Source organism: Roseibium sp. AWQ4_290, assembly GCF_056160985.1.
The window spans coordinates 126,650-149,907 of the sequence record NZ_JBSWYG010000017.1 but is presented as its reverse complement, the minus strand read 5'-3'; the positions used below and the strand labels follow the sequence as shown (position 1 = coordinate 149,907).

Here is a 23,258-nt window from a genome sequence, read left to right as displayed (position 1 = left end):
CTACAATCCGCGCAGAAGGCACTCGGCTTTGGCATGGAAAAGCCCATTGGCATTCGAAGCCAGGGCCGCTTAAATGAGAACTCGGGGCGGAATCAAACCGTGACAGGTCCAGTCGACGAAACCAGCGGGTCTGCTGCGGCGTCGAGGGAAAACATGGCTCCGTCTTCATCAAAGTCGATGTCTTCGCCGAAACCGGCCTGCAGTTGATCGGAGCGTTCTGCGGCCGCCCGGATCTCGCTGTCTTCCAGCTGCACGTCTTCTTCAAGAAAGGCCTGTGCCGCATCCACTTCCTCGGCCGCCTCCGGGTCGTCATCGACAATGTCTCCCATTGCCGCCTCATCGTCCCCAAGGGAAGTCGCATGGTTCCAGACGTCGTCTTCGACCGCAGCCACGCCGGTTTTCTTTTCCAGGTCACGGGCTTCCTTGTCCGACAATTCCACATTCAAGGTGCCGATTTCATCGGACACAAGCGCAGCTTTTGGTTCGAGCGGATCCACGCCCATCAAGGTGGCCATGGCATCCATTGGCTGGACATCACTCAGGACGCTGGACAGCTGGTTCATTCCCGCATCCGAGGCTGTGAGGTTTTCATCCATCACGACAATTCTCGGGCTTTTCTGCACAGGCATTTCACTCTCCTAAAAAATAATTTTGACGAAAGGCCCCTTGTGACGGGGCGGTTTGGAAACGTCCCGGGTGACCGGACAGGAACAAAATTAGGTGCTGAAAAGGATTTTGGTCTGGTCACCCGGGATGCAAAGTTACCTATCGTAAGTTGCGTGATTGGCACGGAAAGACAGCGTCAAAATTGCATAAGTTCGGATGGAAAATGCCGGCCGGTTTCTTACGTGCCGGACGAGCCGTGTTGTGGCTCAGCGGCGGTACGGCCAGCGCCCGGGGAAGGGGATCAGGATTGCTGGAACCGCCGGCGGAGCAAAAAGAAAGCGGCCATTGGCCGCTTTCAGACGGAGATTTGTAACAGCTTAGGGGAGGACAGCCTCCAGGGCTGCCTTGGCGTCGACGAGACCGCTGCCGAAGAAGAGCGAAGGTTCAGCAACGTCCTCGCCGTCCGTGTTCATCGCGTCTGTTTTAAGGGCAAGTGTTTCGCCGCCGACCACCATGTCTTTCCGGGCTGTCTTGATCAGTAGTGCCTTCACATCACGGCCATCCATGACGCAGCCGGATGTGCCGGCAAGCCGTTCCGCCCGGCGGATCAACGCGATGACTCCAGCCACGAGGGCGCAGGCCCCAGATGTGCCGCCAAACTGGGTATAGTACCCACTCTGGGCAGGGGTGTCCTCAGGTGTGTCGTCGCCGGTGTCGTAGCCGAAGCGGCCGGGGATGTCGGTGCTCAGAAGCCACATGCGGCTATAGGGAATTTTCTTTGCACTGCTGGGTAACAGGTATTCGAATGACGTCGTATTCTTCGCCGTGTCACGCAACTGATGCCGGTTGAAGACGGTCATATCGTCCGATGGGGCAACCACGGTGAGGCCGTCCCCATAGTTGGAGTATCCGGAGCGATATCCCTTTCCGGTCACCGCGCCAACGGCGATGATGCCGTTTTCGCGGTTTGCTAGATTAGCCGGGTAAATAAGCTGGCTTTCTCCTTCATTGCCTGACGCGCAAACGATCGGAATGTGGCTGCTGACAGCCACAAACAATGACCTCACGATATGCCACAACCTTTTGCCTGTCAGGGAATGCTGTGGCTCGGTCGGGCGCAGGTCGGCCGCTGTTTTTTGCAGGGTGTTGATGCGCTCTATCAGGTCTGCCGCTTCCCGGTTTTCCCAGCGTTCAAGATTTCCCTGAAAGTCGTTCTTGTCGACCGGATTGTGTTCAGGGTCCGGAAGCCCGCGTGGCATGACAATGACGTCTGCCTTTTGATGCCAGGCGTATAGAAGAGCGGCAATGAACTGGAGCGGATCATTGTCAAATCCGGTGCGGATGGAGATCAGTTGGGAAAACGGGTCGACCCCGAAATAGGGGATCACGCCGGGTGTGGGCGCCGCATCGGGAGACGAGGGCTCGGGGCCCCCAACGACAAGGCCGCTCACGGCGGTACCGTGGGAGGCAAATAAGGTTTCGATATCCCCGATTGTGCGTAAATCGCCCTTCGACTGTTCCAGTTGCTGGGCAATGTCCCCGAAGATGGCGAGCTCGTCTTTTGAAAGGCCCTCAAGTGTCAGGTCGCCGGTGTTCAGCCCGGAGAAATTTCCCTTAGGTTGCTCTTCTGCGCAGGCGCTTGTCCGTGTGCCATATGGGGAAACGGTGAAATCGATTGACCGTTCAGTATCGATACGGCCCTGCAGGTTCGGATGATCCGGGCTGCAGCCCACATCAATCATGGCAACACGTGCGGGCCGGGTCTCTCCCTTTCGCTCCAGCTCGTCCCACAAAGTGGTCTCAAACGACAGACCCGTTTCGTCAGGCACGATCACGCCCAAGGCGACAAGATGCCAAAGGAAATAAAAGCCCTTGGTGTCGGTTTCGGAATTCAGGACTACCTTGTTCATTGTATCTGTCCTTCTTCAAATCCATTCTTGCTGAACAGCCTGATAGCGGTCGGCGAAGGCCTGGGCGAAGCGGTCCGTGAAACGTCTCGCGAGCTCTTTGCCGGCTGCAGTGTCGCTTGGATAGTGCAAGCCCGCCCATTCGCGGTTCTGCGCAACGTTCAAGGCAACGTCCGACAAGGTCTGTGTTGCGGGATGCTCAGGCAGGATCGTGTTGAAGGCGTAGGCAATCGTATGACACTGGAAGGAGTGATTGCTTGGATACGCCTCATGGGCCGGATTGGCGAGAAGCGGCCTGAGGCCTGGTTCCACCTGATTGGGGCGAAGTCTGCCAAATCTCTGCTTGTAAAAGAGGCCAATAAACTCGGTCATGGTCAGAAGCTCTAGAAACAGGGTCTCTGTAGCTTCGAACCCGGCAAGGCCGTCAATCCCGAGCGGCCGGGTGAAGGCAGTAAGGTCCAGCGTTGCTTCCTGCACAATATCGGGCAGGCGTAATTGCCTTTCTTTGATGTTCTTCTGCATCTCCAACAGAAGCTGTGTCTCGAGTCGGCTCAGATCGGGACCCGGTGGCGGCGGCAAGGCAACTTGGGTCCATTCGTCCGGCAAGCGGCTGTCCGGGCTTTTGAGACCAGCGCGATGAAGACGGAGCAGGGCTTCTGTCGGCATGAGGGCCCCATTTGACCCTTGAGCGCTTGGGGCTTTCACCTTGTTTTTATTTTTGTTCTTATTCTTATTCTTATTCTTATTCTTATTCTTGTTTTTATTCTTGTTGAGAACGGATTTGTTGAGCGCGGACTTGTTCAGGACCATGCGCACGGCACTGACGCCGCCGGCTCCTCGCGCACCTGCAGGCGGCGTCACCGAGATGTCGACAGGCCTGTCTGGAATTGCACCGAATTGAAGCCCGGTCTCGCTGATCGTGATCCGGCTCCGGTTCAGGAAGTCGGCTATGGAGCTGCAGGTGTGCAGGTCAGTATCTATGGTCTTCATTTCGTCCCCCGATCTGAAAATGAGTAAAAGATCAGTCTAGTCCGGCCTTGCGCAGACCTTTCAGAAAGTTCAGTCCTCCTTCAGTCCCCAAGCCCGGATAACCGGTCCCTTGAAGGACTTTTGCGGAGAAGTCCGGTTCGACCTCGTTGAGGCGCTGACACAGGCTTTCCAGCATCTGCACATTGCCGAGATGGGCATGACTTGAAATCAGGTAGCGAAGAATGGAATTGAATTTCGGGCGTTGGACCAGCGCCCGTTCTCCGGCTGCAATGGCGCTTTTGTGATCGCCTGCGAGTGCAGCGGCGATGCATTTGGTCGTGTCGAAATAATAGCTGATAGGGGTGTTTGCTCCCAGATGCTGAGCCCAGGACGCCATGGCGAGTGCCTTGCTGTTCCGCCCGGCGTAAGCATTCAAGGTGGCATAAAGATCCCAGCCGAAGGTCTGTTCGGGATCGAGTTTTAGGGCACGCTCATAAAGCGATGCGGCAAGGTCGAATTCGCTGAACAGGTAGGAGTGAATGTGGGCTGCGAGGGACAATACGAGCGGATCGAACTCGTCTTCTTCCAGCGCGCGGGTCGCATAATACTGGGCTTCAGAAATTTGTGCTGCAGCGTCAGGCGTGAAACGCTGCCCCACCTGGAATGATTTGGAGAACGCCATCCAGGCATAGGTCTGCGCGTTGGGCTGGTGTTTCAAGAGGGTCTGAAGTTTCTCGTCGGCGCTGTTCAAGTGGTCTTCGGACAGCCCGAAAATTTGATAGATGCACTCAATCAGAACGCCTGCTCTGGCGCTGTCCGGACTAAAGGCAAGACTTTGCAGAAGACGACCGAGCTGAATCACGGTCTGGGATACGATTGCGTTGAGGTTTGAGGACGTCGGATCCTCAAATGCTGTTTTTGTGAAGGCCTGGCTGGAAACCCAAAGCGTGACACCGTTCTCTCTTGAAACGAGTTCAACGGTCAGCCGCACCTCGTTTTCCAGAGTGACTTCATTCATCCGGATGAAAAGCGGCATTGCCACGTCTTGCCGGGCCTTGGCCTGCATATGCGGGTCGATGCTTAAAACGGGGATGCGGCCCATCTCGTAAAGATTACGCATCAGTTTCTGGCGGAAGAGAGAGGCGCAAGGTTGGTGAGGCGGCACGTCCTGCAGCCCGATCGCCCAGGTTTCACCCGAAGATCCGCTTGCGCGTCTTGTCTGATTGTTGTTGCGGGAGGCCGCGTTCCAGCTTGACGGCTTGGTGCGGCGGTCATTGCTGCGCCAGTCATCGGATGCCGTATCAAGCTGTCCGTCCCGCGTGTCCGCCCCTGACCATTCCTCAAATTTCTGTTCCCAGATCTGACGTTCCAGCGTGAGCCAGCTTTCGAACTCTGGGTCGCAGATGTCGAACCCTTCCAGAAAGTGCTCTGAAACGTCCCGATGCTCCTCGGAAATCTGGAGCAGTCCCCGGTCGGCCTGCTGCCTCAACTGCATCGCGTCCACGCGGACCCGCGACAGGTCCATGGTGACCGAATATTTGTCCGTGATAAGGATGTCCTTGTAGTCTGTTCCCAAGCTTTTCCGGATGTCCAGCAAAGCTTGACGCAAACTGGCAGCGGCCTGGTCTTCGCTGCGGTCACTCCAGAGCTTGTCCCGCAGCCAGACCCGGGACCGGGACCCGCGGGGAGCCAGGGCGAGCATGGCAACGATGGCCTTGGATTTCTGGTTTTTGGGCGTGAGTTGATTGCCTTTGCGGTCCAGCACTGTAGGAGGCCCGAAAAGAAAAATTTCAAGATCAGTATCGTTCTGCGGGCTTATATTCATGCTTGCCCCCACCGGACTTGAAGCATTGCCACCATAAATAAATGCAGGAATGATACGCAATTCTGCGCGGGTCTGCAAAAGATGCGTATTTGGCATCCTAAAATCCAAGATAGAACTCACTATGGGCCAAGGTAAGCAGGCGGGAGTAATCGCAGCGTCAAGTTTGCGTCAATTCGGTGGGATTTTTGCCGGGGTTGCTGCGGCGGAGGCGGGGCAGACACCTTGCGCAGAGCCGCCCCCTTCTCACCACCTTGCCCTTTATCTTGCGCGCTACCGTCCGACTGCGGTGATCGCCTTCTCCAGATGGTCGATGACAGTCCCGGTCCTGTCGCCCAGATTGTTGCCCCGGCAGACGGCAAGGCTCAAGGTTTCGGTCAGGCGGCGGCTGGCCAGGGGGCGGAAGAGGAGGGTGCCCGCCTCCACATCTTTGGCAACATCGAGCCATGTGAGCAGGCTCACACCCTTGCCCATGCGCAAATAGGCCAGGATCGCATTGATGGAATTGGTGTTGAGCGCGACAGCCGGATTGACCCGGACGCTTAAGATTTCGGCCAGCAGGCGGTTGTAGATCGACAGGCCCGCGCTGGGCAGACAGAGCGGCCAGTCGAGCACGTCCTGTAAGGGAACCGGCCCGTCGCCTGGCAGGTCCAGCGAGGGAGCGTAGACGACACCCAGGTGATAATCATAGCTGGTAACGGTGATCAGCCGGGTGAGGGACGGCACGTTGAAGGCGGCCACCAGATCCAGTTCGCTGCGTTCGGCCGCCGCCAGAAGATCGTCGGTGGAGCCGCGCAGCAGGTCCAGCTCAACCGGGCCGTAGATCTCTTCCAGCCCGGCGACAAAAGGTGGAATGACCGCCTCGATGAAACACTCCATGATGCCGAGGCGCAGGGTAAGGCCCGCGCTTTGCTGTTTCTGGCGGACTTGCTGGTTGATCTTGGCTTCGGAGGCGAACCAGTCCAAAGCCTGGCGGCGCAACTCTTCCCCTTCCGGTGTCAGGGCAATGCCGCTGGAGGTGCGCATGAGCAGTTCCGTGCCGAAGCTGCGCTCCAGGATCTGCATCTGACGGCTGAGGGCCGGAGCGGAAATGTTCAGCCGGGCGGCCGCGTCGCGAATGGACGGGGACTGGGAGACGATCATGAACGACCGGAGTTCCCGCGAAAACGCCGACATGGGCCGCCTCTCTGTGTAAGAAAAATTCTAACGCACCGTGAAATTCTTTGTTCTTTTTCGAACGATGGTCAATCGCTTATTCTTTTTGCATGCCTCAAAGGGAGGCGGGTGCCTGGAGAGATGTGGCAATGCTGGATGATATCGCCCTGCTGCGGGAAACCATCAAGGTGGCCGAAGAGGCCAAGGCCTGCGGCAACCATCCTTTCGGCGCCATTCTGGTCTCGTCCGCCGGCGAGATCCTGCTGCGCCAGGGGAATACCTATCTGGATGACAAGGGGGTCGGCCACGCGGAGCTCAACCTCGCCCGCCGCGCGGCGCGTACCTATGCGCCGGACTTTCTGGAGGGCTGCACACTTTATACTTCCATAGAGCCCTGCAGCATGTGCGCCGGCGGAACTTATTGGGCCGGCATTGGCGCACTGGTCTATGGTGTAACGGAAGTCCGGCTGGCAGAGCTGACCGGCGACAATCCGGAAAATCTCACCATGGCGCTGCCCTGCCGCACCGTGTTTGACGCGGGACAGCGCAAGGTCGAGGTGCGCGGTCCTTATCCCGAACTCGAAGACGAAATCATCAAGGCGCATCAGGGTTTCTGGTAAGCGCCCGCATCCCCCGGCCCAGGAGGCCCAGGAGGCTGGTCGGGCATTTGCCCGGAAGACCGGCCAGGAACAGGAAAGGTCAGGTACGTATATGCTGCTGAAGTCAAAGAGTGTTTTTGCTGCGGCCCTGTTGTCGCTCACCTTCACCGCACCGGCACTGGCGCTCGACAAGGTCACCTTCCAGCTGGACTGGCTGCCAGGGGCGACAAGGCGCCGATTTACGTGTGCATCCAGGAAGGCTTCTGCAAGGAGGCCGGTCTGGAGATCTCGATTGAGCCGGGCCGGGGCTCCTCGGAAGCCATCACCAAGATCGCGACCGGATCGTCAGATATCGGTTCGGCCGGACTTGGGGCGCTTCTGGCGGCCAAAGATACCGAAAACGTGCCGGTGACGGCGGTCATGTCGATCTTCAACACAGGCCCCCACGCTTTTTACACCACCAAGGATACGGGGATCACCAAGCTGACGGATGTGAAAGGCAAGAAGATTGCGACATCTCCTTTCACCGCCTCCAACGTCTATCTGCCGCTGGTACTGGCCGATAATGGCATGAGCGAAGCGGACATCACGCTCACTAAGGCCGATCCGGGCGCTCTTGGGCCGCTGCTCATGACCGGCCAGCAGGATGCTATCATTGCCTGGCTGACCGATGTCACCCGCTACACCAATCAGGCCAAGGATGCGGGCAAGGAAATCGTGATCCTGCCCTGGGCAGATGCGGGTCTTGTTATGTATTCGGCCTCTCTGGTGGCCAATGACACGTTCCTGAAGGACCGTCCGGACGTGGCCAGACGTTTCGTGGCCGCCTTCAAGAAGTCGATTGAATTTGCGCAAGAAAATCCTGGCAAGGCCGGGGAAGCTGTGGCGGCGATGGTGCCGGAACTGGCGGCCGAGGAAGTGACCGGCTCCTGGCTGGATGCCTCCAAGCTGATCTTCAACAAGGTGACTGACAAGGACGGGCTCGGCACGCTGGAGCCGGGACGTCTTGCGGCAACCTGGACCCGGGTGGCCGCCGCACAAGGCTTTGATCCGGCATCCCTGGACCCGGAAACGGCGGTTGACCGCTCGTTCCTGCCGGCGGAGTAAGTCGTGGCGCGTGTCCAAAACGCCATCACGTTTTCCGGTGTCGGCCAGACCTTTCTGACCGATACCGGGGCGCTGACGGCGCTTCAAAATGTCAATCTCACCATCGCCCGGCACGAATTTGTGGCTGTGCTAGGTCCGTCTGGCTGCGGCAAGTCCACGCTGCTGCGCCTGACGGCAGGGTTGATGAGCCCGAGCCGGGGCGAGGTCTCGGTCTTCGGGCTCAAGGTCAGCGAACCAAGGGATGATGTCGGCATCGTGTTTCAGCAAGCCACCTTGCTGCCCTGGGCCAATGTGGAAGACAATGTGGTGTTTCCGGCCAAACACGCCCGGGGCCGGGTGAGCGCCGCCGACCGGGACCATGCAAGAGACGTGATTGCCAAGGTTGGGCTGGCAGGTTTTGAGAAACGGCTGCCTGCAGAACTCTCCGGCGGCATGCAGCAGCGGGTCGGGATCGCCCGGGCTTTGTTTCTGAACCCGGATATCTTGCTTATGGATGAACCGTTTTCCGCGCTCGACGCCCTGACCCGTGACGCCATGGGCCTTGAACTCTTGCGCCTGTGGCAGGACAGCCCCAAGACGGTGCTGTTCATCACGCATTCCATTCCCGAAGCCGTGCTCCTGGCCGACCGGGTGGTCGTCATGAGCGAGCGGCCGGGCCATGTGCTGGAAGACCTGCCGGTCCCGCTGGGGCGGCCCCGGGACGAGGACGCCTTGAGAACCCCGGAGATGCAGGACTATATCGCCCATTTGCGCGGGCTCCTGATCAAGAAAGTCGCCGCCTGACATGAGCGCCCACACAGATATAGGCACACCGGGGAAAGACAGCCAAGACCGTCTGACCTTGCCACTCTCCGAGCGTCTGGCGCGCATGCCGGTTGTCTTGCCGCTGATGACCTTTGTCACCCTCCTGCTGGTCTGGGAATTCGGCACAAGGCTCTTTGGTGTGCCCGCCTATGTTCTGCCGGCGCCCAGCCGCATTCTGGAAGGCTATGGCCGGATCAGCGCCGGCCGCTGGCTGGAGCATATCTGGGCCACCTTGCGGGTGGCGCTTCTGGGCTACGGGGTGTCGATCCTGATTTCTCTGCCCATTGCCATCGGGCTCGCCAAATCGAAACTGCTCAGCCGGGCTTTTTATCCTCTGCTTGTGGTCATCCAGTCAGTGCCCGTGGTGGCGGTCGCGCCGATCATCATCGTGGTCCTGGGCACGGATGATGCCCCGCGGGTGGTGATTACCTTCATGATTTCCTTTTTTCCCCTGGTCGTTTCCATGACAACCGGGCTGATGGCGACCCCGCCGGAACTGATCGAACTGTCCCGCTCGCTGCGGGCGCCGGTCACCCGGGAAATCAGCCAGATCCGGCTGCCCTATGCGACGCCCTATATCTTTTCCGGCCTGAAGATTTCCATCACCCTGGCGGTGATCGGGGCCGTGGTCTCGGAGTTTGTGGCTGCTGAAAAGGGCCTCGGCTACTTCATCCAGTTCTCCACCTCCATGTTCAAGCTGCCCCAGGCCTGGGCCGGGCTGGTGCTGTTGATCCTCATGTCCCTGACCCTGTTTCAGATTGTCAGCCAGGTTCAGAAACGGGTCTTTCCCTGGTCACTGCCAAAGGAGGGACGGTGACCGGATTCCTGATTGCCAATATCGAGCATGGTCTTACGGGAGATGCCGCAGGCGGCCGATTTTCCGGCGCCTTGCGTGTGCGCGGCGGTGTGATTGCCGAGATGGGGGCCTTGGCGCCGGAGCCGGGAGAACAGGTGATTGACGCGCGCGGCTGTGCCGTCACCCCCGGTCTCGTGAACACGCACCATCATCTGTTTCAGTCAGTCTTGAAAGCGGTGCCGGACGGCCTGAACGAGGCCCTGGATGTCTGGCTCCAGAAAGTGCCTTATGCCTATTGGCCTTTCATTGATGACCAGATCCTGAGAACCTCTGCCCGCATCGGCCTGGCGGAACTGGTCCTGTCCGGGGCGACCACGGTCTGTGACCATCACTATGTGTTTTCCAGCCATTATGACTATGATCCCGCGGCGGTCCTGTTCGAGACGGCGGCAGACTTCGGCGTGCGCTTTGTGCTGGCCCGGGGCGGCAATGCCAAGGCCAGAGCGTCTTTTGACGATCCGGCCCTGCCGGACCCGTTCCACGAGACGCTTGAAGAGTTTCTGGACGGGGTTAGCGCCGCCGTGCGACGCTGGCATGATCCGTCACCTGACGCCATGCGCCGGGTGGTGATGGCACCGACAACCCCGACCTTCAACTTCGAGGCGGCGGATCTTCCGGTGCTGGCTGAGACGGCGCGGGAGCTGGGCATAAGGCTCCATTCCCATCTGTCGGAAAACGATGGCTATGCGACCTACACCCTGCGCACCCACGGGGAGCGGCCTGTGCCCTGGCTGGCCAAACAGGGCTGGACGGGACCGGATGTCTGGTATGCCCATCTGGTCGACCTTGCTGACGCTGAAATTGCGCTTCTGGCGGAGACGGGCACGGCCATGGCCCATTGCCCCCAGGCCAATGCACGGCTTGGATCAGGCCTTGCCCCGGCCGACAAGCTGCAGTCAGCAGGCGGCACGATCTCGCTCGGGGTGGATGGGGCTGCCGCCAATGAGGCCGCCGATATGGGGGCAGCCATGTATTCGGCCTTTTGCCTCCACCGGGCCGTCAAGGGCGTTCGAGCGGTGCGGCCGGAAACCGTGCTCCATTGGGCAAGTGAAGGCGGTGCCAGGTGCCTCGGATTTGACCGGTCCGGCCGGCTGGCTCCGGGTATGGCAGCCGATATTGCGGTCTTTGATCTGTCGTACCCGCGCAATATGGGGCTTCAGGACCCTGCTTTGGCTCCGGTCCTGACCGGGGCTGCTGTGGTGCGCGACAGTTTTGTTGGCGGCAGGCCGCTTGTGACAGGCGGCAGGCTCCCCAATCTTGATCTGAAGGAGCTGGAGGCGGAGGCCCGCGAGGCCGCCCGACGTTTAAGAACACATCGTAAGGATGCCCTTTTGCAGTGCGCGCCAGTATAATGCGCACTGCCTGAACCGGAGTAGAAGCTGTCAGCGCCGTTCTGTGAGTTTTCCGCAGAATGCGTGGGTCATTGCTCCTCAACCCTGAGGAAATGGAGAGACCTGTGAGCACTGAGACATCTTATGATCTGGCCGAGCTGGAGAAGGAAAAAGGCATTGGCGGCTATGGCCAGGAGGTCGAGCGGGATGTTCCGCAGATCGACATGTCAGATTTTTTCAGCCGCAAGGATGCGATCACGGAAGAGCTTTGGGAGGCTGCCACCGGGATAGGCTTCTTCCAGCTGGTCAATCACGGCATTCCCCAGTCGCTGATTGATGAGGCGTTTGACCTGTCGGCGGCATTTTTTGATCTGCCCGAAGAGACCAAGGCCCAGTATCCGCTCAAACCGGGCACAAATGCGGGCTGGGAATATATGGCGCAGATCCGCCCGTCCACCGGCACGGCGGACCGGAAGGAAAGCTATCAGATCACCCTGCCGCGCATGAAAGAGTTGTGGCCCACCGGGGAGGAACTGGAGGGTTTCAAGCTGACCATGCTGGCCTTTGAGCGGCACAATTGGGCGCTGGCCATGAAGGTGCTGTCGTGCTTTGCCAAAAAGCTGTCCTTTGCGCCGGACACGTTCACCAATGGCCATGACCCGGAAAAACCGGAATATCAGTCCACCCTGCGTCTGCTGCATTATCTGGGAATGGAAGATGCCAAGCCCGAGGATTTCAAATACTGGCGGGCCGGGGCTCACACGGATTTCGACTGCCTGACCCTGCTGCATCAAAAGGAAGGCCAGGGCGGCTTGCAGCTCTGCCCGGGCAAGGATGAAAAGGGCCGGGCAACAGCCTGGACCGATGTGCCGCCCCTAGGCGGCGTCGTGACCTGCAATATCGGCGATATGCTGATGCGCTGGTCCGATGACAAGCTCCTGTCCAATCTGCACCGGGTGCGCATGCCCAAGCCAGACGAATATCTGGGACCCCGCTATTCCATCGCCTATTTTGCCCAGGCGAACATGGACACGGTTCTGGAAGGGCCGGAGAAAAAATACGAGCCGATGACCGGCCACGACTATATCCAGATGCGCCTTGGCGCGAATTTCGGCAAGAAATAAGCTGGTCTTCAAAAGATCGCATCCGGTTTCCGGCAAAGCGTGCCGGACGCCGGGTGTGTCCTGCGCTATGTATTAGCTGTAGGTGCGCCGGTACATCTCCTGAAGATGCTGTGAAACGGTCACCGGCGGGTGGGCCGGTGTCTCTCCCGGGGTCAGGCAGGCCTCGATACAGCGCACTTCGTGATCCGGATTTCCGGTATAGAAAAACGGGATCGAATAGCGCTCGCGTCCGGAGCGGTTGATCACCCTGTGCAGGGTGGAGCGGTAGACCCCATTGGTCCAGCGCTGGATCATGTCCCCCAGATTGACCACATAAGCGCCCTTGACCGGCGGGGCAGGCACAAAGGTGCCTAACGCCTGATCAAAGACTTCAAGGCCGCCAATACTATCTTGCCACAAAAGGGTCAGGCCGCCGAAATCCGTGTGGGCGCCGCACCCCTTTTCGTCCGGCGCGGCCTGGGGCCGCTGCGGCGGATAGTGCAAAAGCCGCAAGGTGCACATGGGGTTGGTGGTAAACCCGCAAAAATAGTTGTCTTTCAGATACAGCGACAGGGCGAGGGCGCGCATCAGCCGGGTGCTGAGTGCTTCCATCTGCCCGAAATAAGCCTCCACAGCAGGCCGGAATGCGGCCGGAGCTTCCGGCCACTGATTGGGGCCGTGATTGAACTTTCCGGCCGTTACCCTTGGATCGGTCTGCGGGATGTCGACGCCGATATAATAGCCTTCCTTCTGATCCGGCGGCGCGCCGGGCTCAAGCGTCTGGGCGGCCAGGGGCTCATAGCCCCGGTTGCACGGGGAAAGGCTTTTGCTGACCCGGTTCTTCTCATCTTGCGGAAGCGCAAAAAACGCAGCTGCCGCCTGATGGAGGTCTTCGATAGCCGTCTCCGCGATCCCGTGTCCAGTGACATAGAAGAACCCCTTGTCGAGACAGGCGGCGCGGATCTGCGCTGCAATCTCTTGATCCCGGTCCGCCATGCCGGTGCCAAAACCGGACAGATCGATGAGCGGAAGGCCCGTTAGTGCCGGCCGGACCATCCAGGGCCAGCTTGCCGGCGCTGGTGGAAAAGGCCAGCAAGGTTTCCTCGCCGCCAGCTTCCGAATAGGACAACCCGGCCTGGAATTTCGGGTCAAGGTCGGAAAAGGGATCGTCCCGGCACGCATCAATGATGATCAGCCGCAGGCCGCCCCCCGGACCGGTGGAGGCCGCGTCGATCACATTGCGCAGCTGGACGGCCTTGGCATTGACGGACTCTGCCGAGCTTGTGTCCACATCCACGGCCAGAAGCTGGTTCTGGCCCTGAACCTGAAACCCGTGACCGGCAAAATAGAAAACGGCGACTTCCGCGCCGTCGAAGGTCTCGTCCATTCTCCTGATGAGTTCGCTGAATTCATCCTTGGACAGATCGAAGAAGAGGTTCACCTCAAAATCAGCCTGGACCAGGACCTCCGCGACAAGTGTTGCGTCGTTGGAGGCGTTCGCCAGAGGGGACGAGGAATAATTGTTGTTGCCGACCACAACGGTGATCTTGCCGGTGGCCGCTTGCGCGATGGCCGCCGGAAACCCTGCCAGACCGCTGGTCAGAGCAAAAACACTGGCGAAGAAAAACGATTTGAGACCAATTTTCATCCGGGCTGCCCATTTTTGAAGAAAAGCAAGTTGAAGTTCAGAAAAGGGTCGTAAGTATGGTGGCATTGGACCTGATTTCCGCTACGTCGGCAAGAAATTGATGCGTGCGCTGCCATGAGTTGTCCAAGCACCGGAAAATCCTCATTGTATTGGCGCCGGAGCGGTTCTAGGGTGGGAAGGCTCAAGGCTGAGCTGTCAGCTGCTGGAAAGGCCACGCCGGTACGTCCGGGCTGTGGTCCAGAACAGTTTTAAAGCAGCGGAACAGCTCTGTCTTGTAGATCCATTGCCAGACCCGTCCGTCCCCGGCCGAAACAGCGGGGCAGCTTGTGGTTTGGTCCTTCCGGTCTGCACAGTTTCCAAGAGGCGTTTCATGGCGCAATTGCCGAATTCACTCGAAGCCCGCGATATCGCTTTTCAGCTTCATTCTTATTCCGATGCCCGCCGTCAGGAAGAAAACGGCGCCCTGATCATTGAGAAGGGCGAGGGCATCTATGTCGAGGATCTCAGCGGCAAGCGCTATATCGAGGGCATGGCCGGCCTGTGGAGCGTCGCGGTCGGCTTTGGTGAAAAGCGCCTTGTCGAGGCCGCAACCCGCCAGATGGAAAAGCTGCCCTACTATCACACCTTCACCTACAGAAGCCACGGCCCGTCCATCGAGCTGGCCGAAAAGCTGATCGGCATGGCGCCGGTGCCCATGTCCAAGGTCTATTTCACCAATTCCGGATCAGAGGCCAATGACACGGCGATCAAGCTGATCTGGTACCGCTCCAACGCTTTGGGCCAGCCACAGCGCAAAAAGATCATCTCGCGCATGCGCGGGTATCACGGGGTGACACTGGCCTCTGCCAGCCTCACAGGCCTGCCCAACAACCACAAGTCCTTCGATCTGCCGCTGCCGCAGATCCTGCACACGACCAGCCCGCATTACCGCACCATGAAGACGGAGGGCGAAAGCGAGGCGGATTTTGCAAAACGCTGCGCACAGGATCTGGAGGATATGATCCTGGCCGAAGGGCCGGAGACCATCGCCGCTTTTTTTGCCGAACCGGTCATGGGCGCAGGCGGGGTGGTGGTGCCGCCGGAGGGCTATTGGGAAGCGGTTCAGCCGGTCCTGAAAAAATACGACATCCTGTTTGTCGCCGACGAGGTAATCTGCGGCTTCGGGCGCACCGGCAACATGTTCGGGACTGAGACTTACAATCTGCAGCCGGACATGATGACCCTGTCCAAGGCCCTGTCCTCGTCCTATCAGCCGATTTCCGCGCTGATGATCAATGACAAGGTCTATCAGCCGATTGCCGATGAATCCCACCGCATTGGTGTTCTGGGCCATGGCTATACCGGCAGCGGCCATCCGGTGGCCGCTGCCGTCGCGCTGGAAAATCTGAAGATCATTGAGGAACGGGAGCTGGTGGCCCATGTGCGCGAGGTTGCACCCGTGTTCCAGAGCCGACTGGCAGGGCTGGCCGAGAACCCTCTGGTGGTGGAAACCCGGGGCATCGGCCTGATCGGGGCGGCCGAGCTCTCCCATCCCTCCCACGCGGACACGCCCGGGTCCCTCGGTGCGAAGGCAAATGGGCTGTTCCAGGAAAACGGCCTGATCTCGCGGGCCATGCTGGACGCGATGGCTTTCTGTCCGCCACTTATCATCACCGAAGCCCAGGTGCATGAGGTGTTCGACATTGCCCAGGACAGTCTGGACAAGGTGGCCGCCAGCCTATGACGGACTGGTCTGTCATCGGCACCATCAGCGGAACCTCCGCTGATGGCATTGATCTGGCGGAAATCGGCACTGATGGCCGGACCGTGAGCCGTTTCGGACCGGCGGAAACGGCAAGCTACCGGGATGACACGCGGCAGCAGGTGCTTGCGGCGGCCCGGCGCATGGGCGAAGGCCGGGAGGCTTGGCCGGCCCTTGGCGTCAGGGTGACAGAGGATCACACAGCAGCCCTGCAGAATTTTCTGTCAAAGCATAAGTTGACGCCGGATCTGATCGTCTTTCACGGCCAGACGGTCTGGCATGACCCGGGCGCTGGGGAGACCGTCCAGCTGGGCGATCCGCAGGCACTGGCCAATGCGCTGGGCGTGCCGGTCATTGGAAATGTCCGGCACGCCGACATGGCGGCTGGCGGTGAGGGGGCTCCGCTGGTTCCCGTCTACCACCAGGCCCTTGCCCGCAGTGTGCTGCAGGAGGGGCACCAGCCACTTTGTTTCCTGAATATTGGCGGGGTGTCCAACCTGACCTTTCTCTGCGGTGACACGCTTCTGGCCTTTGATATCGGCCCGGGAAATGCGCTGTTGGACGATTGGATCCGGGCACATGGGGCGGGAAACTTTGACGACGGCGGGCGGATCGCGCTGAAAGGGCAGGCGGATGAAGCCCGGCTGACAGACGCCCTCAAGCACCCGTTCCTGTCCGCCCCCGGCCCGAAATCTCTGGACCGCTACAGCTTTTCCGCCGCGTTTGCGGAAGGGCTGAGCCTTGAGGACGGTGCGGCCACCTTGCTGGCCTTTACGGTGGAGGCGATTGCGCGGGCGGAGCAGCTCTTGCCTGCGCGCCCGAAGCTCTGGCTGGTTTGTGGCGGGGGACGGCTCAACCCGGTTCTGATGCAGGCGCTGGAGGACAGATTGTCCGGCAAGGTGGGGCCAGTGGATGACTATAAGATCGATGGCGATGCGCTGGAAGCGCAGGCGATGGCGTTTCTGGGCGCGCGCCATCAGGCCGGTCTTCCGGCAACTTTCCCCGGCACCACAGGGGCGGCGCAGCCCGTGATCGGCGGGGTTTTGTACCGGCCCGGCAAAGGCTGAGATGGACCGGTACCCCTTTGGCTCCCTTGCGCAGGGGCGAACTTGCCGGTAACCAGACGAAATGAACGGATCTGAAATCTACAAGCGCCTGATCGGCCTGATCGAAGAGCGGGTCTTGAAACCCGGTGACCGGTTGCGGGAAGCTGAGCTGGCGGAGGAGTTCGGCGTGTCGCGCACGCCGATCCGCGAGGGGCTGAAACGGCTGGAGGCCCAGGGGCTGGCCATTCACGAGCCCAACCGTGGCATGGTCGTGCCGACCCTGGATCATGGCCAGATCAACGAAGTCTATTTCATGCGCGAGGTGCTGGAAGGAACGGCAGCGGGCCTTGCCGCCAAGCATGCCTCCGAGCCGGAAGTCGAGATCCTGCAGGATCTGGTGCGCGCGGACCGGCAGCGCATCGCCGACAAGGACAGCCTTGTGCGCTCCAACCGGGAGTTCCACAGGCGGCTGTGCCTGGCCTCACACAACCGCTATCTTGTGGATCTGATCGAACATCTGCGCCTGTCCCTGATCCTGATGGCCGGAACGACTTTGGACACGCCCGAGCGCCGGGAAACCGCGGTTGAGGAGCATGCGGCCATTGTCACGGCGATTGCCCGGGGCGACAGCGATGCGGCGGAAGCCGCCGCGCGGCTTCATATCGCCCATGCCCACAAGACCCGCCTGCAGCAGATATGACTGTGCTCACACAGGAGCGCCGCTGGTGAAGGCGGCGTCAAGGGCGAGGACAAGATTGGCGAGTGCCGCCACAGACAGCGTGGTGAAGGTCAGGATCATGCCAGCGACTCTGAAGGGCAGCGGTTCCGGATCCTGGCTGACGCTGTAGGCGTGCAGGGAGCGGCCGGTCAGCAGAAGCAGCCCAAGTCCTGCGATGAGCCAGGGCGCAGCGCCCATCAGTTCCAGCATCAGCAGAAGAAGCAGGGCCAGCGGCACATATTCGGCGAAATTGCCATGGGCTCGGATACGCCGTTGCAACCTTCTGTTGCCGCCGTCTCCAAGGGCAATGCGCTGGGCGTGGCGGATGTTGATCACCCGGGTGCTCAGGAAGAGGTAAACAAGGGTCAAAAGACCTGCGGTCAACGGTGTGATGAAAACGGGCAAGGGCTCCTCCGGCGGCTCCTTGGCAATTCCAGTAAATCGGGACCGGTGTTGCCGCCGGAATTGCTCTGACGATCAGTTGAAGCGGAAACAAGACTTGAACGCAAGACTGTCCTGAGCTGGCCGTCCGGATGGGACTTGATCTCGGGATTTTGAGAGCAAATCGCAGGTGACCGGATTTAACTTTCGCAGCATCAGCATTCGACAATATTGACCGCCAGGCCGCCCTGGGAGGTCTCTTTATATTGCTCCATCATGTCCATGCCGGTCTGGCGCATGGTTTCGATGCAGCCGTCCAAAGGCACGAAGTGGGAGCCATCACCGCGCAGGGCGAGGGATGCGGCGGTCACCGCCTTGACGGCCCCAAGGGCATTGCGCTCGATACAGGGCACCTGAACCAGCCCGGCGATCGGATCGCAGGTCATGCCGAGGTGATGCTCCAGCGCAATTTCAGCCGCGTTCTCGACCTGCTCGTTGGTGCCGCCGAGCGCCGCACACAGTCCTGCAGCGGCCATAGCCGAGGCCGAGCCGACTTCTCCCTGGCAGCCAACCTCCGCCCCTGAGATCGAGGCATTGGCCTTGATGATGCCGCCGACAGCCGCGGCTGTCAGCAGAAACACCCGTATACCGGCCTGATCAGCACCGGGGCAATGGTCGAGATAATAGCGGGTGACGGCGGGAATGACACCGGCGGCGCCATTGGTCGGGGCGGTGACCACCCGTCCGCCTGCCGCGTTTTCCTCGTTGACGGCCATGGCATAGACCCCGAGCCAGTCCATGACATTGTGCTCAAAGGGCGGGGCGCTGCGGCCTTCCTGGATCAGCTTCTGATAGATGTCAGCCGCACGGCGCTTGACCTTCAGGCCTCCGGGCAAAATCCCGCTCTGGCGGATGCCCCTGTTGATGCAGGCATCCATGGCGGACCAGATCCGGTCGACCTTTTCCTCCACCACTTCGCGCGGGCCGCCCTCGCATTCATTCTGCAGTTTCATCTCGGCAATGGAGAGGCCGGACTGGCGGCCCATCTCCAGCATTTCCTTGGCCGAGGCAAAGGGAAACGGGACCTTTTGGACCGCCAGTTCATTGACCGGCTCATTTGTGGTCCGGCGGAGCTCGGCCTCGCTGACCACAAAGCCGCCGCCAATGGAATAATAGACGAACGTGTCCACCAAACCACCCGTGTCGTCCAGAAGCTGAAAGGTCATGCCATTGGCATGGAGCGGCAGCGGCGGACCGTAGTCGAAAATGATGTCCTGCTTCGGATCAAAGTCCAGCTCCGGCAGGCCCTGGATCTGGAGTTTGCGGACCTTGTGAAGGCCGGCCAGCATCGGTCCGGCAGCGTCCGGGTCGAGCGTGTCGGGTTTTGCCCCCAAAAGCCCTAGGCAGACAGCGCTGTCGGTGGCGTGCCCCTTGCCGGTAAAGGCAAGCGAGCCGTGCAGGGTTACCGTGAGCCGGGAGGCCTTGAACTGCGCTCCGGCCAGACCGCGCGCCCGATCCAGATAGGTGTGAACGGCCACCATAGGGCCGACCGTGTGTGAGCTGGACGGTCCGATGCCGACCTTGAAAATGTCGAAGACGCTGATGAACATGACGTGCGAACGGTCCTGAAACTTTCCTGCCTCGAACTCCTGTCCGGGCTCAGACTACCAGACGCCAAGCTTCAAGGCCGTGATCAAACGGGCTTTTTTGTGCTAATTGCGACATGAGACCCAGATGCGCTTCCTTGGGGGGCTTCCTTTGGGCCGCCTGTGGGGAGGCGGGGAGGAAGCCGCAAGAGACAACCGGAGGGGGAGGAAGCGTGGTTGTTTGCACTGCGTGCCTTTGATAGCGTGCGGCCTCCTTACTCACTGTCACACCACACGGACCTTCCATGACTTCCACGCACCCGGCCGACCTTCAAGACGTGTTGAAACACAAGCGGGACGCTTTCCTGATCCCGGACGGGGTCATATATCTGGATGGCAACTCTCTTGGAGTTCTACCGGCCCATGTGCCGGACCGGGTTGCCAAAGCCGTGCGCGAAGAATGGGGTAACAGTCTGATTCGCGCCTGGAATACCCACAGCTGGATCGATTTGCCCCAGCGCACCGGTGACCGGATCGGCCGGTTGATCGGTGCTCCGTCCGGTACTGTGGTGGCCTGCGACAGCACGTCGGTCAATGTGTTCAAGGTGCTTTCGGCCGCCTTGTCGCTGCGCCCGGAGCGCAAGGTGATCCTGTCGGATAATGGCAATTTCCCGACTGACCTTTATGTGGCCTCGGGCTTGACGGAGCTTCTGGCCCAGGGCCACGAATTGAAGATTGTCGATCCTCAGGAGGTCGAGGCGGCAATCACTGCAGACGTTGCCGTCATGATGCTGACCCAGGTCGACTACAGGACCGGCCGGGTGCACGATATGCAGGCGCTGACGGCCAAGGCGCATGGCGTTGGGGCCATGGCGATCTGGGACCTGGCCCACTCGGCCGGGGCCATTGAGGTGGACCTTTTCGGTGCCAAGGCTGACTTCGCCATTGGCTGCGGCTATAAATACCTCAATGGCGGCCCGGGGGCGCCCGCCTTCCTTTATGTGGCGCCGGACCATCTGGACAAGGTAACATCCCCGCTGACCGGCTGGATGGGGCATGAGGCGCCTTTTGCCTTTGATCTTGACTACCGGCCGGTTGCGGGCATCTCCCGCATGACAGTCGGCACACCCGCCATTCTGGCCCTCTCCAGCCTTCATGCCGCCTTGGATGTGTTTGAAGATGTAGACATGGCGCAGATCCGGGCCAAATCCATTTCCTTGAGTGAATTGTTCATTGCGGAAGTGGAGGCCAAATGCCCGCAGCTGACCCTGGCAAGCCCCCGGGATCCGTCCGCCAGGGGCAGTCAGGTGTCGTTCCGCTTCGAGCAGGGCTATGCGGCCATGCAGGCGCTCATTGCACGTGGTGTGATCGGCGATTTCCGGGCACCGGACGTGATGCGCTTCGGCTTCACGCCGCTTTATCTCTCCCATCAGAATATTGTCGATGCGGTTGATATTCTGGCGGAGATCCTGAAGACCGAAAGCTGGAACCGACCTGAATTCATGACCCGCGCCAAGGTCACCTAAGGGTCGCTGCTCAGGATGTCCCGGTCTTTGGGGCAACGGCCTCGTGGGTGTTTTGAAAAGCTCCAAGCATGGCCAGGAACCGGTCCTCTGTGACCGGTGGGGACAGAATATAGCCCTGATAGTGGCTGCAGCCATTCTCAGCCAGCCAGTTCCGCTGTGCCTCTGTCTCAACACCCTCGGCAACAACGCTCGCATCGAGGGCCTTTGCCAGGGACAGGATCAGTTTCACGATCGCCCCGCCAGAGGCGATATCTTCCATGAACATCCGGTCGATCTTGATACCATCGATCGGGTAGTTGTGGAGATAGGCCAGGTTGGAATATCCGGTGCCAAAGTCATCAATGACGATGCGGTATCCGATTTGCTTCAGGGCCTTCAGCGTTTCGCGTGCATTCGGGATGTCACCAAGAATGACGGATTCGGTGATTTCCAGCGTGACCTGCGTGGGGTCGCAGCCGCCGTTTTCTGGCAAGGATTGCATTAAATCCAGGAACGCGCCGTCGGAAAGCTGCCGCGGCGACACGTTCAAGGTCAGCGGAAGCGGCGTGGACAGATCTTTCAGCCGCTGCTGAAAGCGGGCGACTTCCCGGGCGGTCCAGGCACCGACCGCGTTGATCAGCCCGGCTTCCTCGGCAATCTTGATGAATGTGTCAGGGCCGATGAGGCCCTGTTCGGGATGCTGCCAGCGCAAAAGGGCTTCGCCCGCCACCACCTGGTTGGAGTATGTGCTGGCAATAGGTTGATAGTGAAGAACAAACTCCTCATTCTGGAGGGCGTGTTCCAGATCCTTTTTCAAGGTGCGCTGCCGGTCGCGGAGCAGGCGCATGCTCTCGTCATAGCGTTTGCAGGTGTTTCCAGGGGCCGCCTTGGCCTGATAAAGGGCCAGATCCGCATGGCGCATTAGCTGGTCGATGTCCTGGCCATCGGCCGGATAGTGGACATAGCCGATGCTCAAGCCGATTGTCCGGTGCTTGCCGTCGATCGCATGGGCGCGCGAGAAAGCTTCAAGCAGCGCCTGGCCAAACCAGTCGGGCCTGTCCCTGTCAGGGCGTTCCAGATGGCAGATCAGAAATTCGTCGCCTCCCAGGCGGGCAATTTCGTCATGTGGTCCGGCCAGAAGCTTCAGTTCTTCCGCGACGATCTGCAATTGGGCATCACCTGCCGCATGGCCGAAGGAATCGTTGACCTGTTTGAAGTCGTCAAGATCAAACAGGTAGAGCGTTGCCGTCTGCTGTTTCTGCGCCGCTTTCTCCAGCATCTGGGCCAGACGGTCCTGCAGGTAGGTGCGGTTGGACAGACCCGTCAGTGTGTCGTGGCTGGCCAGATATTGCGCCCGTTCCTTAGTCTCATGCAGCTCTGTCACGTCAATTTCGCTGACGAGATAGGCTGGAAGCCCGGTGACGGCATCGTGGCAGGCCCGGATGGTGAGTTCATGCCAGCGCGGGCCGGCCGCGGTCTTCACCTGCGCCACACGCTTTACCATGCCGTTGCGGTCTGCCTTGTCCAGCAGGCCCTGTATGTCCCGCAAGCGCACGAAGCGCTCGTGAAACCTGGTTTCCTGGGACGGGCTGGTCGCACGGGCTGCCGTGTTCCGGTAGAGCGGCTCTCCGCTCTGGGAAAACAGTGAAATCATGACCGTTGTGTGCAGCAGCGCTTCGATGCTCCGGATCGTTTCCGGCTGCTGGGCCTGGTGGTCGCGCGCTTCGCACAGCAGAGCCATTCGGCCATCCCGGAGCCGGATGCCGCTCATCAGCACTTCCATAACCCTCGGTTTGCCTTTTGGATAGAGCGTCCAGACTTCCGAAAACCGCGTGTCCCCCCGGCAGAAATCTTGCTGGTACTGGCGCAGGCGCTGGTCGACGGAGCGGGACATGTCGGCGGACAGGTCCCTTAATTGCAGTTCCTCCAGGGTCTCGGCGTCGAGACTGTCCAGCGCCTTCTTGTTGGCCCACAGATAGCGCTTGTGATCGAAATCGAAAATCCACACAGCCGAATCAAGCCGGTCATAAATGTCCAGCAAAAGTCCGGTTTCCACCTGGCCCTGCGCAAGCAGGGAAGACGGCGCAACCGGGGCCGATGGTTCTATTGGGACAGTCACTTCCGCACGCTTTAACAGTGTTTTCTCCAGAGGAAGGGCCGCGTTTTCTTGGTTTTAATTTTTTTCCAACGCAGCGCTCATCGCTCTCTAGTAGCTGAAATTTGAAATCTAAACCAGAATTGATGGTACCGGGTTTATTATATTTTATAAATTCGAATTGATTGAGGATAAGTCATAAATTTATCGTGAAATATACCTAGAGTAATCTGAATTGTGTCGTGCTGCGAATACCAGTATCCCGCGAGAGTGCAAAGA

Annotated in this window: 19 protein-coding genes and 1 pseudogene; 10 read left to right on the top strand and 10 right to left on the bottom strand. The window is 59.8% G+C overall.

Annotated elements, in window-relative coordinates:
- Positions 1 to 92 precede the first annotated feature (92 nt).
- From ACXAH0_RS17805 to ACXAH0_RS17785, 5 genes are all read right to left on the bottom strand, one after another.
- Positions 93 to 629 carry a hypothetical protein gene (locus ACXAH0_RS17805; protein WP_475193589.1) on the bottom strand — a complete coding sequence of 179 codons (537 nt, stop codon included), beginning with the start codon at positions 627 to 629 and terminating at the stop codon, positions 93 to 95.
- Positions 630 to 983: 354 nt separating this feature from the next.
- Positions 984 to 2,516 (bottom strand): S8 family peptidase, encoded by a 1,533-nt coding sequence (locus ACXAH0_RS17800; RefSeq protein WP_475177697.1) that lies wholly within the window; start codon positions 2,514 to 2,516, stop codon positions 984 to 986.
- Between the two features lie 15 nt (positions 2,517 to 2,531).
- Positions 2,532 to 3,323 (bottom strand): phosphatase PAP2 family protein, encoded by a 792-nt coding sequence (locus ACXAH0_RS17795; RefSeq protein WP_475193584.1) that lies wholly within the window; start codon positions 3,321 to 3,323, stop codon positions 2,532 to 2,534.
- Between the two features lie 211 nt (positions 3,324 to 3,534).
- Positions 3,535 to 5,307, bottom strand: coding sequence for an SARP family transcriptional regulator (locus ACXAH0_RS17790; protein WP_475193580.1), 1,773 nt, complete (start codon positions 5,305 to 5,307; stop codon positions 3,535 to 3,537).
- 270 nt (positions 5,308 to 5,577) lie between these two features.
- Positions 5,578 to 6,480, bottom strand: coding sequence for a LysR family transcriptional regulator (locus ACXAH0_RS17785; RefSeq protein ID WP_475177683.1), 903 nt, complete (start codon positions 6,478 to 6,480; stop codon positions 5,578 to 5,580).
- Between the two features lie 128 nt (positions 6,481 to 6,608).
- On the opposite strand from ACXAH0_RS17785, the gene ACXAH0_RS17780 reads away from it, so the two are divergent.
- The 6 genes from ACXAH0_RS17780 to ACXAH0_RS17755 all read left to right on the top strand — a co-directional run bounded on the left by ACXAH0_RS17780 (position 6,609) and on the right by ACXAH0_RS17755 (position 12,280).
- Entirely contained in the window at positions 6,609 to 7,079 is a 471-nt protein-coding gene (locus ACXAH0_RS17780; protein WP_475193576.1) for a nucleoside deaminase, read from the top strand.
- A gap of 222 nt (positions 7,080 to 7,301) precedes the next feature.
- The gene (locus tag ACXAH0_RS17775) at positions 7,302 to 8,165 is read left to right on the top strand and encodes an ABC transporter substrate-binding protein (RefSeq protein WP_475193573.1); all 864 of its coding nucleotides are present in this window, start codon (positions 7,302 to 7,304) and stop codon (positions 8,163 to 8,165) included.
- A gap of 3 nt (positions 8,166 to 8,168) precedes the next feature.
- Positions 8,169 to 8,948 carry an ABC transporter ATP-binding protein gene (locus ACXAH0_RS17770; protein WP_475193569.1) on the top strand — a complete coding sequence of 260 codons (780 nt, stop codon included), beginning with the start codon at positions 8,169 to 8,171 and terminating at the stop codon, positions 8,946 to 8,948.
- 1 nt (position 8,949) lies between these two features.
- A complete protein-coding gene (locus ACXAH0_RS17765) occupies positions 8,950 to 9,786 on the top strand; it encodes an ABC transporter permease (RefSeq protein ID WP_475193565.1) in 837 nt (278 codons plus the stop codon).
- Complete coding sequence (locus ACXAH0_RS17760; RefSeq protein ID WP_475193561.1) at positions 9,783 to 11,177, top strand: amidohydrolase family protein; 1,395 nt, start codon at positions 9,783 to 9,785, stop codon at positions 11,175 to 11,177. The genes ACXAH0_RS17765 and ACXAH0_RS17760 overlap by 4 nt, the downstream gene beginning before the upstream one ends.
- 104 nt (positions 11,178 to 11,281) lie before the next feature.
- Positions 11,282 to 12,280 (top strand): isopenicillin N synthase family dioxygenase, encoded by a 999-nt coding sequence (locus ACXAH0_RS17755; RefSeq protein WP_475177662.1) that lies wholly within the window; start codon positions 11,282 to 11,284, stop codon positions 12,278 to 12,280.
- A 72-nt stretch (positions 12,281 to 12,352) separates the two neighbouring features.
- Here the strand turns inward: ACXAH0_RS17755 and ACXAH0_RS17750 are convergent, their stop codons facing one another.
- Positions 12,353 to 13,255, bottom strand: a complete 903-nt coding sequence (locus tag ACXAH0_RS17750; RefSeq protein WP_475193557.1) for an isopenicillin N synthase family dioxygenase — start codon at positions 13,253 to 13,255, stop codon at positions 12,353 to 12,355.
- A gap of 61 nt (positions 13,256 to 13,316) precedes the next feature.
- Positions 13,317 to 13,907: pseudogene (locus ACXAH0_RS17745) on the bottom strand (caspase family protein); the annotation flags it as partial.
- A 370-nt stretch (positions 13,908 to 14,277) separates the two neighbouring features.
- Here ACXAH0_RS17745 and ACXAH0_RS17740 point away from each other — a divergent pair.
- From ACXAH0_RS17740 to ACXAH0_RS17730, 3 genes are all read left to right on the top strand, one after another.
- Positions 14,278 to 15,630 carry an aspartate aminotransferase family protein gene (locus ACXAH0_RS17740; RefSeq protein ID WP_475193552.1) on the top strand — a complete coding sequence of 451 codons (1,353 nt, stop codon included), beginning with the start codon at positions 14,278 to 14,280 and terminating at the stop codon, positions 15,628 to 15,630.
- On the top strand, positions 15,627 to 16,715 hold the full coding sequence (locus ACXAH0_RS17735) for an anhydro-N-acetylmuramic acid kinase (protein WP_475193548.1): 1,089 nt from the start codon (positions 15,627 to 15,629) through the stop codon (positions 16,713 to 16,715). The genes ACXAH0_RS17740 and ACXAH0_RS17735 overlap by 4 nt, the downstream gene beginning before the upstream one ends.
- 61 nt (positions 16,716 to 16,776) lie before the next feature.
- On the top strand, positions 16,777 to 17,394 hold the full coding sequence (locus ACXAH0_RS17730) for a GntR family transcriptional regulator (RefSeq protein ID WP_475177624.1): 618 nt from the start codon (positions 16,777 to 16,779) through the stop codon (positions 17,392 to 17,394).
- A 6-nt stretch (positions 17,395 to 17,400) separates the two neighbouring features.
- Here the strand turns inward: ACXAH0_RS17730 and ACXAH0_RS17725 are convergent, their stop codons facing one another.
- Together ACXAH0_RS17725 and ACXAH0_RS17720 are read right to left on the bottom strand one after the other, a co-directional pair.
- Positions 17,401 to 17,817 carry an MAPEG family protein gene (locus tag ACXAH0_RS17725; protein ID WP_475193545.1) on the bottom strand — a complete coding sequence of 139 codons (417 nt, stop codon included), beginning with the start codon at positions 17,815 to 17,817 and terminating at the stop codon, positions 17,401 to 17,403.
- A gap of 191 nt (positions 17,818 to 18,008) precedes the next feature.
- Entirely contained in the window at positions 18,009 to 19,403 is a 1,395-nt protein-coding gene (locus ACXAH0_RS17720; protein WP_475177618.1) for an L-serine ammonia-lyase, read from the bottom strand.
- A 281-nt stretch (positions 19,404 to 19,684) separates the two neighbouring features.
- On the opposite strand from ACXAH0_RS17720, the gene kynU reads away from it, so the two are divergent.
- A complete protein-coding gene (gene kynU, locus ACXAH0_RS17715) occupies positions 19,685 to 20,905 on the top strand; it encodes a kynureninase (protein ID WP_475177613.1) in 1,221 nt (406 codons plus the stop codon).
- A 10-nt stretch (positions 20,906 to 20,915) separates the two neighbouring features.
- Here kynU and ACXAH0_RS17710 read toward each other — a convergent pair whose 3' ends face one another.
- On the bottom strand, positions 20,916 to 23,003 hold the full coding sequence (locus ACXAH0_RS17710; RefSeq protein ID WP_475193541.1) for a putative bifunctional diguanylate cyclase/phosphodiesterase: 2,088 nt from the start codon (positions 23,001 to 23,003) through the stop codon (positions 20,916 to 20,918).
- Positions 23,004 to 23,258: the final 255 nt, after the last annotated feature.